Genomic DNA, 12463 nt, shown 5'->3' with positions numbered 1-12463 from the left:
AGCTACGAGGTCGCAGCGAGCCGCGAAGTGGGTTCACACTCTCCACCGCTACGAAGATCACTGGTGGGAAAGCGGGCACGCCCCCCGCGAGAACACCCGAGCCCGACACACTCTCACCGCGGAGGAACGTCGCCTAGGCGAATGGGGTCGTTACCAACGCCGCTTCGAAGACCAGCTCAACGCTTACCAGCGTGCACGCCTTGATGTGTCTCCTGCCTTCGAGTGGGATCCTCTGGAGCGACTCTGGCGCGAGCAATTCGACGCGTGCGCGCAGTTCATCAGAGACACCGGCGAGCTTCCTCGACTCAGCGCAACCAACAAGCCCGAGTTCGCTTCGGCTCGGTGGCTTGGCAGACAACTCCAGAAACTACAGTCGGGGACCCTCGACGCCGACCGCGTTCGTGATCTTCACCGGCTGTTGCGTCGCTCGATCTGACCGCGTGCGAGCCATGAAGGCAGGGCGCGAGCCGGCTCCTTGCGTTCCGAGTTCAGTCTTCTGTGGATTCATGATTCGCTGTAGAGTTCTGGTCTGTGACGACAACTACGCGTGCCGCCTCGGTGACGCATACCGCTGCATTGGCTCGTTTGGGGCACGCGCTCTCCGACCCCACTCGCGCTGGCGTTCTTCTTGCGCTCCGGGAGGCCCCGGCCTACCCGTCAGACATGGCCGACGCGCTCGGCGTCTCGCGGCAGGTCATGTCGAATCAGCTCGCGTGCCTTCGAGCGTGCGGCCTCGTAGAGGCCGTGCCGGATGGTCGACGCACCTGGTACCGGCTCGCTGACTCCCACCTGGCGCCCGCCCTGGACGAGCTGCTGCGCGTCGTCCTCTACGTCGAACCGGGCTGCTGTGCCGGGGAAAGCTGCACCTGCGCATGACCACGACCACTCCACGCCCCACGGACGACCGCCGGCACATCCTGCAACGACGCATCAAGTGGATCGTCGCGGCCACGATTGCCTACAATCTCGTCGAGGCCGTCGTCGCCATCACCGCCGGCACCGTCGCCTCCTCCGCGGCCCTCATCGGGTTCGGGCTGGACTCCACAATCGAGGTCCTCTCGGCCGCCGCTGTCGCCTGGCAGTTCACCCGGCGCGACCCCGAGCGGTGGGAGAAAGGCACGCTGCGCGTCATCGCCGTGGCTTTCTTCGCCCTTGCCGCCTATGTCACCGCAACTTCTGTGCTGGCCCTCGTGGGCCAGGTCGACGTGCAGCACTCCACCGTCGGCATCGTGCTCACCGCGCTCAGCGTCGTCATCATGCCTTTCCTCTCCCTCGCGGAAGGCCGCGCGGGCCGCGAGCTGGGATCGGCAACCGCGGTTGCGGACTCCAAGCAGACGCTCATCTGCACATACCTGTCCGTCGCGGTGCTCGCCGGCCTCGTCGTCAACAGCCTGCTCGGGTGGTGGTGGGCCGACGCTGTCGCAGGCCTCGTCATCGCCGGCTTCGCGATTCGCGAAGGCCTCGAGGCGTGGCGCGGCGATGCCTGCGCGACCTCGGTCGGGATGCTCCTTGAAGAGGACCACGACCATGGCGACTGACCTATGAAAACGCTCTCGAAACCTATCCTCGTTACCGTCGCCGCCCGAGCCGCGGTGATCGTCGCCGGGGCAATCGTGTTCCTCGCCGACCGAGCTCAGGCGACCGAAGCCTCCACGCGCGCCGCGGTCGCTCGCGACGACACCCACATTCTCGACGACGCCGGGGAGGAAGTCCCCAACGTGTAGCAGTTCGCCCGCGTCCGGGGTAGCTTCACAACTACCTTTCGTGGTTCTCCTGCGCAAAACAGCTCAGCGTGTCGTCCTCGACCGACACAGGTGGCACGGAAGCGCAAGGCGGGCACGCGTGAGGCGACGTCGGGGTTACGGTCCCCGCTATGTCACACACGATCCGGCGGGTGCTCCTCACCGTCGGCGATGTGACATACCCTCTCGCCGCGACGGAACACGTCGACGGTCTGAAAGCCGCCATCAGAAACGCGGTGCGCTCCGGAGCCGATTTCGTCGACGTCACCTTGGACACCGGTAGCCGCATCGGCATTTTCGCCACCACCGCATCAGTCATGTCCATCACCGTCGACAATGAGAAGGTGAGCGCCGGCACCGCAGCCGACCAGGAAGCCCTCGACTGTCCCGGGGCTTGCACTGGTACATACGACATCGACACCTCCTTCGACATCATCTAACCCCTGACGGGCGGAGTCGTATCGCGGTGGCACGCATCATCTCCGTCAGAAGGCAACCCGCGTGCGTACCTGGCTCTGGGGGTGTGTGGTCGGAGTCCCCCATCGGAAGGTGACGACATGTCCACTCGCAACACCCTCGTCCGCAGCATGCACGACCTCGGATTGGCTGCCTGGTTCGGAGGCACGCTCATGGGCGCTGTCGGCCTCAACGGCGGCGCCGCCCAAGCCACCGACCCCACAGAACGGCTCAAACTGTCATCCGCCGGATGGGCGCGATGGGCACCGGTGCAGCTGCTCGCGATGATCGTGCACGGTATCGGCGGTGTCGGTCTGATCCTGGGCAACAAGACCCGACTCGCCGGTCAACCCAAGGCCCGCCACAACACCGCGCTCAAGCTCGTCACCACGGTGCTCGCCATCGCTGCCAGCGTGTGGGCCGGGTTGCTCGGCGCTCAGATTGCTCGCCACGCCGATGAGGGCGGTGAAGGCGTCACCGAACCCACCGGCACCTCGTCGACCGCTCTCGCGACCGCCCAGAAGCAGCAGCGTGTCGGTCAGTGGATTGCGCCTGCCCTCACCGGACTCCTCATCGTCCTCGCCGCCCAGCAGGGTGAGCAGCAGCGCCCGGCCGCCGGGCTTTTGCGTTCGCTGCGCACGCGTGGCTAGTGAGCTTCGGGCGAGGATGCTCACCGCGGGCACCGCGCACGGGCGTCTCGATGGGGGCATTGACTTACGGTCGCTGAAGTGCCTGCCAATGAAAAACCCTTGATTTATGCACTTCTAGGCTGCGGCCCCGGCTTCTCCGAGAGGCAGGAGTTTCTGCCCACGGTTAAACGAGAAACGAGCGTAGAGTCACAAGTATGTGGCTCACGTTGATAATTCTGCTCGTCGTCTGGGCAATCCTGACAATCGTGGGCTTCACATTTGAGGGGTTGCTCTGGTTGGGCATCGTCGGCATCGTGCTCCTAGTTGGAACCTTTGTCTTTGGTGTCGTGAGATCGCGGAACAAGCGTCGCTCATTGTGAAAATGCCGTCATCTCAGCCTTGAGACGATGGTCTGTAGTGCTGCGGCAACGCTCGCTTGTTTCTGGATTGAGCTCGGTCGTGTCGCCTTACTGGAAGAGTTAGACGTGTCATCGACAAACCCCACATCCACTACGCAGCCCCAACCGCTCGGGTTGACCGCGGTTCTGCCCGGATCGCTACCGTCCACTTTGGACACGCCTGAGGCGCCTGAGAATTATCAAGTGGACGCCGTTTTCTCCCGGCGGCCTTCCCCAGACGAGGTCCTCGCGATCCACTCTGCCCAGACGCAGGAGGCGCTGGTCGCGGCCGGGTTCCCCTCCGTCACCCTGCGGGTCTCCGACCGTCGTTTGGAAATCCGGAACACGACCCTCGACGAACTCGAGCAGGGGTTGTCGACTGTTCTGGCTGACCATCTGGCGTACCTCACGACGCAAGTCCGGGAGAGTCAAGAAGCGGCTCGGAAGCTGATTCAGGACGCCGCCGCCGCCGAAGGCACCAGAACGGATGCCCTCGCGGCGCGAGCATCGCTCATCATGTTTCGTCCCTCCTCTGAAACAACCTGAGACACGACGCAGGGATCACTCGAGCGATCACTCAGGTCTACGGCGGTCGACACTATGAGGTTCTGGGAAGAACTGCTGCACGCGCTGTCGGGGAAGGCGAGCCGCCCCCGGCAACTACCCGACCTGCGGGCACTGCCCTCACGCAGCGTCGCGGTGGTCGGCACGCAATACCTCGTCAACGACAGCGAACGCCACGACGACAAGAACCGGCTTTACGTGCTGCGCACCAAAGAGGATGCGAACGGATTCCTCACCGTGGCGGTGTTCTCCAACGGCCGCGACCTGGGACGTCTGCCCCGAGGCGCCGTCGAACCGCTCGCCGCAGCTCTGACAACGATGGGCGGCGCCGCCGTCGTCAACGGCACCGGCACTCGAGCCGGCGGTATCCGCCTCTGGGTCGATCTTCCAGACCCAGACGCTGTAACCGCTTTCGCGGCCAATTGGCAGACTCAGCAGAAACCGCGATAATCCGCGACGCATCCGCCGGAATCTCTCGAGAATATCGGAATATATGCGACCGACGACATGTTCCCTGAGTAACGTTGCTGGCACTCCGCGGCAACCGCCCTTGGAATCCGACCAGCCGGTCACCTGAATACCGAGGGGCGAAAATGTCCGCACCGATAACCAAATCCCGGTTGGGGCCAATCCGACAAACCTACGCGGGGACAACAGATTTCCCGCCGATGGCCAAGGCCTACACCGACTTGTCACGAGTCGTCCGCGAAACGGGGCTTCTGACACGCGCGACAGGTTTCTACGCCGCCGTAGGAGCCGCAGTCGCCGTCGGGTTCGCCGCCGCCGTCACGGGGTTCGTGCTCCTCGGCCACAGCTGGTTCCAGCTCCTCATCGCCGCCGCACTCGGCATCCTCTTCACGCAGGTCGCCTTCCTCGCCCACGAGGCGGCGCACAAACAGATCCTCGGGTCCGGACCCGCGAATGAACGACTCGCCCTCTGGCTGGGCGACGGCATCGTCGGCCTCAGCATGTCGTGGTGGGGCGCCAAGCACACCCGCCACCACGCCAATCCCAACCGTGTCGGCAAAGACCCCGACATAGCCGTCGACACCGTGTCGTTCCTCGACACCGATGCCGCTGCGTCTCGGGGCGTCCGCCGGTGGATCACACAACGGCAGGGGTGGTTGTTCTTCCCCCTGCTCACCCTCGAGGGGGCGAATCTCCACTTCCTCGCACTGCGCCACCTCCTCTCCCGGGGAGAGGTGAAAGGACGATGGAGCGAACTCGGGATCCTCACGCTCCGCTTCTCCGTTTTCGTCGCGCCGGTGTTCCTTTTCCTGCCCGTGGGTATGGCCTTCGCGTTCCTCGGCGTCCAGCTCGCCGTCTTCGGCGTCTACATGGGGGCGTCTTTCGCTCCGAACCACAAAGGCATGGCCGTCATCGCCCCCAACGCGAAGCTCGACTTCTTCAGCAAACAAGTCCGGACCTCGCGCAACATCACGGGCGGGTGGTGGGCCACGTGGCTCATGGGCGGCCTGAACTACCAGATCGAACACCACCTGTTCCCCAACATGCCCCGGCCGCACCTCAGCCGCGCCCGCGCCATCGTGAAAGAACACAGCGCCACCTTGGAGGTTCCCTACGTAGAAACAACCCTGTGGAGCTCCTACGGCATCGTCATCCGATACCTGAACCGCGTCGGTCTCGCAGCGCGCGATCCGTTCGAATGCCCCATGACGTCCGCGGCTGCCCGCAGCTGAGTGCCGCGGGCTGAGGCCGCGCCGGCCCCTGGTGCGGGATAGGACCCGCGATATGCACGTCCCGCCCCTCCGCTGCGAACGCTTCCTCGCCTCACCCGTCAATGATCGAACGACACAGTATCCGGCGCGGTAGATGATCGCGAGGGGGCCGCGCGAAGAAGCATCTTCGGCGGACACTTGGAGGACCATCCCCCCTGAAGGCGACATGCGTGGTACGCCATCTTCGACCGGGAGACGACGCCCGCCGACTATTTCCCCGCGAGCCTGCCCGACTACGCGCGCAGCTCGATGGACCTCGAGACCGCTCGCTTCGCCGGTGAGCACGAGGGCGCGTCCCTCTGGCTCGCCCGAGGAAACGACGTCGCGGGCGTCTGCTTGCTCGTGCACGTTGACGACACCGACTGGGCATCGAGCTGCGGAGGAGCAGCAGGACCCGGCACCATCAGCGGGCAGACGTGGACGTTCATCGTCGTGCCCGACGCGGGCATCGCGCCGGCGGGGTACACAGCGGTCTCAGAGAACGTGTACACGCCGACGCGCTGACCGCGCGTGGCTGAGCTGCAGGTGACCGAACGACGGCGCCAGGCGCAGGAACAGCGATAGGCGATGGCGTGAACGTCACGCCGACCGAACAGCACTTCTTGGGAGGCTACGGGCGTGCCGACTTACCGAAGTTCCCACGCTGACATCTGCGCGCTCCACCGGCGAAGCGAGCCGAGCGTATAGAACCCGCGGCGGCTGGGCGAGGGGAAGATGCCGAACTCGGCCCACTCGCGCAGCGCGTCAGCACTCTCGCGCACGTATAACCGCACCAGCAGCCCAGGAATGGGGATTCGTTCAAGGTGGACCCCAATGTGCGTCGTTATAGCCCGAAGATAGGAGGCGAAGCACGTCGCTGGAGCCGGGGGCGACGAAACTTCACCCGCCACCTCACCCGCTTCCAGCAAGCCCGCACCACGCAGCTGACGTAGGGCTCGACCGAGTCCATCCCACTATGGTTGCCGCGATCAGAGAGCGTACAGCTCCAGGTGGGCCAATCTGACCACCGGTGAATGGGCGCTTCAGGCCTTGCCGCGCGAGCGGCACACGCGTACAACGGAGGTGTGAACCGCAACACGAAGACATGCGCTGACGGTCGGAGGCGCGCATGATGGTTTGCGAGGCGCCACCGATACACGAGGCTTATCACGCACGGTGGTGGTGGGCGTGACCTCCCCAGAACGGCTACCGGAGCGTCGGCCGAAGCGCGCCGCCGACGACGGTGAACGTCTGGGTGCGCGACATGAGCGCGTGGAGGCCATCGCCGAGGAGTTCGCCGGCATCTATCCAACGAACTACCTCGAGGACCTGCGCCGAGAGTGGGCCGCAATGACCGGTTGCGCCTACGGCAAGAACGCGCCGTCAAAGACGGCGAACGGCACCGAAGAGGATAAGAGCCCGTGGGCGAAAATCGTCGGTCCTTGATACACCGCTGACAGCCTCGGCCGGGTGCTCGGGGTCTCGCCCACCGAGAATGCGGAGGCGGCAGACGACCTCGCCGTGCTGCGCTTGCCTACCGCGGACGGCAAAGACATATTCCTTGCGTTCCAGGTCCGGGATGGCCACGTCATCCTGACCTCTGCGCGGTGCTGACGCTCCTGCAAAGCGGTGTGGACGATCCGTGGACGTGGGCACAGTGGCTCAACGTCGAGGTTCGGCGGGAACCGAGTCACATGTCGCGTTGGTGGGCAGGCGGCCTTGGCGTGGTGCTCCGCGACGCCGAGGATGCGGCCTGGGCGTGGCGGTCGTAGCGCTCGCCTGAGCGGCTGCTATTGGTGGCGCCAGTTGCCTTCGTCTGTTTGGTCGTAGTCCTCGTCGTACGCGGCTGTCGCGCGTTCGTTCTGGCCGAAGTCGACGAGAACGTCTTCGGTCGCGAGTGTCGCTTGTGTTGTCGGGGTGATCAGGACGCTGATGGTGCGGTTGCCCGCGGTGGTCATGTCGACGAAGTCGCCGCCTCGGTGCACGGCGTCGATGATCAGGCGTTTGATCTCCCTGACGTCGGTGTCGATGGACAGGATGTGCACGGTGTTGTCCACAGCGATGCTGGCTCGAGTGATCATGTGCATCGGGCGACCGTAGAAGGGCTCAGCCGGTTACAGGGACCTGGTTGCGCTCGGCGGCGTTTCGTGCCTCAGATCATGGAGTCGGGGGCTGTGTCGGGTGCGGGTTCGGGGACGACATGCAGCCCGGTGTTGGAGTTGGCGGTGTGCATCAGCGCTTCCAGCCAGGCTCGGTTGAGCGCGGGGGGCCGACCACCGTGGAATTTGAAGACCATGGACGCGCCTTGGTGCACCCAGACGCTGGTGCGGCCGCCGCCGGTGCTCTGGTCGCCTCGCCAGGAGAGGTAGAACGGTTCGCCTCGCCGTAGCTTGTTGCCGACAACCACTTGCAGGTGCGCGAGGAGGCGGTATTCGAAGTCCGCGCTGATTCCGACACCGTAGATGAACTTGCCCACAACACCTTCTTCTCAGGGCGTAGTGGCGGGCGGCGTGCGATCTCCGGGCGACGATTGTCAGCTGCCGAGATGACACCACTCATCAGCCGCTGTGTCCAAGCAAGCGCGTCCGGGACTCTCGTAGTGTTCCGTCTCGAGTCGATGCGTGACGTGGGAACTGTTCTTGCGCTACGTCGTCGGGGCAGCAGTGAGAGGGCGAGTGCTCAGGAACTTCGCCGGCCCCTTAGGCTGCCGAAGACTCCGAAAATGAGTGTGCCGATGAACAGCACGATGCCGATGATGCCCAGCCACAGCAGGCCCTCGAACGCGAATCCGACGACCGACAGCACCGCCCACGCAACGAGGAGGATAATGAGTACGGTCCACATGGTCGGACTCTACGCCTGACGGGCGATGACCGTGGACCTTTCTTAGCACCGGCTAGGCGAGCACTGATTGCGAACCTGCGAGGTGCAAAATGCACAGGTTTTGGGAAGAACTTCTTCACGGACTGACGGGGCATGCCAGCCGCCACAGAACCTTGCCAGATCTACGCCACCTGCCAGCTCGTAGCGTCGCTGTCACCGGCACGCAATATCTGGTCAACGACCAGGAACGGCGACACAACCGTCACCGCATGTATGTGCTGCGTGTGATGCCGACCAGCAAGGAGGGCACCCTCAGTGTCGCGGTCTACGTGAACGGGCGCCTTCTAGGTCTTCTGTCCACAGCTGTGTCGAACCAGGTCATCCCGTCCTTGAAGCTCCTCGGCGGCGCCGCCATCACCAACGGGACCGGAACACGCTCAGCCGGCACCCGCTTGTGGGTGAACGTGCCCACAAGTGCAGACCTTGCAGCATTCGTAGAGACATGGCGACCGTAGCACCACGTCACATCGTCGACAGAGTCGGCGCACGCCCTGCAAGGTATGCGGCCAGCTGACCGACTTCCGCCAGCTCCTCCGCCAAAGCGAGTAACTCATCGGGAGCAAGAGGACGGTTCGCTACTTCATGGATGTCGACAAGCACCTCGGAGCACATGGGCGAGGGGACGGTGACGTAGGCAGTCGAGTCAGTCCGGGCGATGACGTCGATGACCGTGTCCTGTCGCAGCTGCGCATCGTCATCATGAACAAGCTCCGCCGTAGCGAGTCGTTCATGCTGCAGGCTCCGCATCCCGACCACGGCACGCTGAGTCTATGGCTCGACCCCGCGACTCCCATAGTCATGCAGTTCTTCGGCGGCCGGCAACCATCCATCGACACGGAATTGGTCGAGCAGATGATGCACGAGGCCAGCAGCCCGGACGGGCTCACCCTCCAATCCACCCGGTAGCGCCCGCGGCTCACGGCCGGGACGCGCGTCTAGTCCTCGCCCGTTTCGACCTCAGCCGGGGAGGTGCGGTCGCAGCGGAGGGGCGCCTCGCGCCCCCTACCGCCGCGCGTCGACCGTCCCGCGCCGTCGGGGTACCTGTGCCCGGCACGTAATCTGGCGTGGATGCGAGATGCGAAAGAACTCCGATCCTGGCTCGACGACTACATCGGTAGAGGGACGGTCTTCGTCGCAAAAGCGACGGTGCGCGAACACTCGTAAGGCGCGCACCACACACCCTCGATTCACGTCAAGGTCCACCCGACGGGGTGGGAGCTGCTCATCGAACCCGACCCCAACCGCGCGCACGCTTGGCACACCATCATGGAGACCTCCGACGTCGACGTCACACTGAGCACGTCGGATATGGCCGCGCTGATGCAGACCATCCGCACCATTTACGACATGTGCAACGAACTTGAGCGGCTCTCGTACGCGTCAAGCCGGGCAGCGACAAACGAGTAATGGGACAACAGGCCGGCGGCTCGGGTCTACTGACCCGGTGAAGGTCTCCTGGCGTTCTGCGGTGCTTTCGTGTCAACAACTTGGCGACGAACACACCTAGCAGCTCAGGCGGGTTCGCCGTCCCCAGCGATTTCCGCGAGAGGTAGACGGGATGGCCGGCCGGCTCCGCCGCGCGCGTCAAGTATCAGTGCCGGCCAGCGCGGCAACACGCCGGGTGAGATCACTTTCGCCCAGCGCCGCGTACATCCTCGGCATGACCAATACATCCGACCTCAGCATCAACTCCGCTTACGACGCGAGCGGTCCCGGCCGTGGCGGCGACAACCGGGCACCCGGGCCGACGGAGCGTGGGCGCAGACTTTTTGTAGCCGCCGCGTACATCGACGACATGACCTTCAACAGCAACGGCCACCGTCGTCATTCTGCTCCCTCCATCCGCCCGATCACCACCACCACGACATCACCCGTTCAGGTCAGGCAGTACCGCCCGGTTCGCGAGCTGTACCGGCCGCGCTCCTTCCCGACCTCGCGTCCGGGGCCGCTTAGGTGCCCCGCGGCCACGGTGCGCACGGCTTGCTCGAGCTCGCGCACACCTCGACCCGCGCCCAAGGGTTCCTCTGACGGCAAGCGCGTGGTGCGGCCGGTGTCCAGCAGGCTTGCGGAGCTCCTCGCGGCGCGGCCCTCCGTGGACGCTACATTCGACTCCTCCGCGGCGATTAGGCCGAGCGTTGCCATCCCCGCAGCCGGTCTGAGCCTCGCCACGCCGCGGGCTCCCCAGCCTGTCGCGGTGCTCCGATGCCCCGCATCCCACAACACTCGATGACGAACTGGGCCCATCGTCCCCGCCGTCCATCAGGCCGGCGGGGACCCCCATCACGAAGGGGCGAGTGAGCGACCGGGGCGCTCTTGCCGCCAGCGAGGGAGCTCGCGCGGTCTGCCGGTCGCCATCATCTTGATGAATATGTCCGTCACTTGCCCAGAGCGATGACTCGCTACGGATGTCTGCGAGTCGGTGGAACGGTCGAGCAACTCCTGCCATCGTGGCGCTGTGATCGGCAGCAACGGGGAACGCGTTGACACCGGGCCGCGCGTAGCGGCCAGCGAGTTCACACGACGCTTCACAGATCTGGCGCCGGAAGATGCGGGGCTGGTCAACTGGGCGGGCGACGACTACCCGCCAGTGCTCGTTTCGCTCCTCGCCCGGGTTCGACCCGCGGGAACGTTGACGGTGAACGTCAACCAGGGGTGGTGGCCTATATTGCGGCGGCTGGAAAACGACATCGCCGCTGTCGCACCGAACTACCGGGTGGCGCGGATAGGCGAAGACCTCGGCGTTCTCGACTTCGAGGTCGTCTCCGATGACCTCACTGAGGAGATCGCGGTCCTGGTTGGGGAGGCGCAGTCTCGTTCCACCCATACGTGCGAGATCTGCGCTGACCGTGGGTGGCTATACCGGCAGAACGACTGGCTTGTCACCCTCTGCGTCGATCACGCCCGAGCTCGAGGCGCCCGCCCTGCGAGGACTGACGCGGACATAGCCGAGGCCGTGCCACGTCCCACCGACCGCGAACTGGCTTTCGCCTTGTCTGCGGGCGTGCCCGCGTCGGCGTTCACCGCGCAGGCGCGACTTGAGAACGACGCTTACGTTCACGCATCCGCAGACGCGGACGAGGCGGAAATGTCCACGTGGCTGACGGCTGCAGACGTCGCCCGCCTCCTGGGCACACCGACCACGGCGGTCAACGAGCTGCGACGGCAGGGCTCGCTTCTCGCCGGCCGTCGACGCAACGGGCGCTACGCCTATCCGAGATGGCAGTTCGACCGCAGGAACAGGCCCCTCACTGGCCTGAAGGCGGTGCTCGGCCGGTTTGGAGACGATGGCGACGCCATCGGTATCAACAACATCATGACCACGGTGTGGGTCGAGCTGAAAGGCCTGTCCATCGCGCAATGGCTGGCACACGGACGCTCTGTCCACACAGTCCTGAGGGTCATGGACGACTGGGAGCTCTCATGACGACGCGCGGACGCCCGCGGCCTGAGGGTGCCGAGGACGGACCTCCCGACAGATCTGGATGCGTGACGGAGGCGACCGCTGAACAGACGACGTCGACAGTGTCTCGTCGACATCGCGGCCGAGTTCGCCGGTGTATCCACATCGAGCTACCTCCGCGATCTTCGCGACAAGTGGCCAAAATGAGCGACAAGCAATCACGCCTGGAGCACGTTGAACAGTCCCTCACCACGCCGGCGGAGATTGCTGCTGACCGGAACAAGCTGAGCCCATGGGCCGCCATCGTCGGACCCTGCTACACCGTCCTCAGCTTCAGTCGAGCGCTGAAAGCGACACCGGCGGCCATCCTCGAGGCGACAGCTGCGATCCGGGTGCTGCGCCTGCCGACAGCGGACGGCTCCGCTGTGTTCCCCGCCTTCCAGGTCCGCGGCGGGCAGGTGGCCCCCGACCTCCAATCGGTCCTGAAGGTACTTCGCGGCGGTATCGACGACCCGTGGACGTGGGCGCAGTGGCTGAACACCCCTCGCTTGAACGGCGTGATCCAGATCGACGAGCTTTGGGCAGGCAACGTCGCAGAGGTGATGCGCGACGCCGGTCACGACGCGTGGGTGTGGCGCTCCTAGTTGCCTGCCCACCGTGGGGGCCCGCTGCA

The 12463-nt window shown here is 65.0% G+C and carries 15 protein-coding genes; 12 read left to right on the top strand and 3 right to left on the bottom strand.

Translation table 11 applies throughout. From position 1 onward, the window contains the following. Nucleotides 1-531: 531 nt before the first annotated feature. From F9B98_RS00915 to F9B98_RS00870, 9 genes are all read left to right on the top strand, one after another. A complete protein-coding gene (locus tag F9B98_RS00915; RefSeq protein ID WP_150951624.1) occupies nt 532-876 on the top strand; it encodes an ArsR/SmtB family transcription factor in 345 nt (114 codons plus the stop codon). Next, nucleotides 873-1538, top strand: a complete 666-nt coding sequence (locus F9B98_RS00910) for a cation transporter (RefSeq protein WP_150951622.1) — start codon at nt 873-875, stop codon at nt 1536-1538. Before F9B98_RS00915 ends, F9B98_RS00910 begins: the two co-directional genes overlap by 4 nt. Nucleotides 1539-1873: 335 nt before the next feature. Beyond that, nucleotides 1874-2182: a hypothetical protein gene (locus F9B98_RS00900; RefSeq protein ID WP_150951618.1), complete on the top strand. Its 309-nt coding sequence runs from the start codon at nt 1874-1876 to the stop codon at nt 2180-2182. 117 nt (nt 2183-2299) lie between these two features. After that, on the top strand, nt 2300-2848 hold the full coding sequence (locus F9B98_RS00895; protein ID WP_150951616.1) for a hypothetical protein: 549 nt from the start codon (nt 2300-2302) through the stop codon (nt 2846-2848). Nucleotides 2849-3429: 581 nt separating this feature from the next. After that, nucleotides 3430-3771: a hypothetical protein gene (locus tag F9B98_RS00890; protein WP_150951614.1), complete on the top strand. Its 342-nt coding sequence runs from the start codon at nt 3430-3432 to the stop codon at nt 3769-3771. 54 nt (nt 3772-3825) lie between these two features. Beyond that, nucleotides 3826-4239 (top strand): hypothetical protein, encoded by a 414-nt coding sequence (locus F9B98_RS00885; RefSeq protein ID WP_150951612.1) that lies wholly within the window; start codon nt 3826-3828, stop codon nt 4237-4239. Nucleotides 4240-4382: 143 nt separating this feature from the next. Further along, nucleotides 4383-5489: a fatty acid desaturase family protein gene (locus F9B98_RS00880; RefSeq protein WP_150955713.1), complete on the top strand. Its 1107-nt coding sequence runs from the start codon at nt 4383-4385 to the stop codon at nt 5487-5489. Nucleotides 5490-5777: 288 nt separating this feature from the next. Next, nucleotides 5778-6032, top strand: a complete 255-nt coding sequence (locus F9B98_RS00875) for a hypothetical protein (RefSeq protein WP_150951610.1) — start codon at nt 5778-5780, stop codon at nt 6030-6032. Between the two features lie 654 nt (nt 6033-6686). Continuing rightward, a complete protein-coding gene (locus F9B98_RS00870; protein WP_150951608.1) occupies nt 6687-6953 on the top strand; it encodes a hypothetical protein in 267 nt (88 codons plus the stop codon). Nucleotides 6954-7297: 344 nt separating this feature from the next. Here the strand turns inward: F9B98_RS00870 and F9B98_RS00865 are convergent, their stop codons facing one another. The 3 genes from F9B98_RS00865 to F9B98_RS15795 all read right to left on the bottom strand — a co-directional run bounded on the left by F9B98_RS00865 (nt 7298) and on the right by F9B98_RS15795 (nt 8351). Then, nucleotides 7298-7594, bottom strand: coding sequence for a hypothetical protein (locus F9B98_RS00865; protein ID WP_150951606.1), 297 nt, complete (start codon nt 7592-7594; stop codon nt 7298-7300). A 65-nt stretch (nt 7595-7659) separates the two neighbouring features. Then, nucleotides 7660-7983: an ATP-dependent DNA ligase gene (locus tag F9B98_RS00860; protein ID WP_150951604.1), complete on the bottom strand. Its 324-nt coding sequence runs from the start codon at nt 7981-7983 to the stop codon at nt 7660-7662. Between the two features lie 203 nt (nt 7984-8186). Next, the gene (locus F9B98_RS15795) at nt 8187-8351 is read right to left on the bottom strand and encodes a hypothetical protein (RefSeq protein ID WP_191966608.1); all 165 of its coding nucleotides are present in this window, start codon (nt 8349-8351) and stop codon (nt 8187-8189) included. 621 nt (nt 8352-8972) lie between these two features. On the opposite strand from F9B98_RS15795, the gene F9B98_RS00855 reads away from it, so the two are divergent. The 3 genes from F9B98_RS00855 (at nt 8973) to F9B98_RS00845 (ending at nt 12434) form a co-directional block, all read left to right on the top strand. Continuing rightward, entirely contained in the window at nt 8973-9296 is a 324-nt protein-coding gene (locus F9B98_RS00855; RefSeq protein ID WP_225310177.1) for an ATP-dependent DNA ligase, read from the top strand. 1549 nt (nt 9297-10845) lie between these two features. Further along, nucleotides 10846-11814 (top strand): helix-turn-helix domain-containing protein, encoded by a 969-nt coding sequence (locus tag F9B98_RS00850; protein WP_150951602.1) that lies wholly within the window; start codon nt 10846-10848, stop codon nt 11812-11814. 179 nt (nt 11815-11993) lie between these two features. Next, entirely contained in the window at nt 11994-12434 is a 441-nt protein-coding gene (locus F9B98_RS00845) for a hypothetical protein (protein ID WP_150951600.1), read from the top strand. Nucleotides 12435-12463: the final 29 nt, after the last annotated feature.

Source organism: Microbacterium testaceum StLB037, from assembly GCF_008763945.1.
In the GTDB taxonomy this organism is placed as follows: domain Bacteria; phylum Actinomycetota; class Actinomycetes; order Actinomycetales; family Microbacteriaceae; genus Microbacterium; species Microbacterium testaceum_G.
The sequence above is the reverse complement of the archived record's forward strand: the minus strand, read 5'-3'. Positions and strand labels throughout refer to the sequence as shown.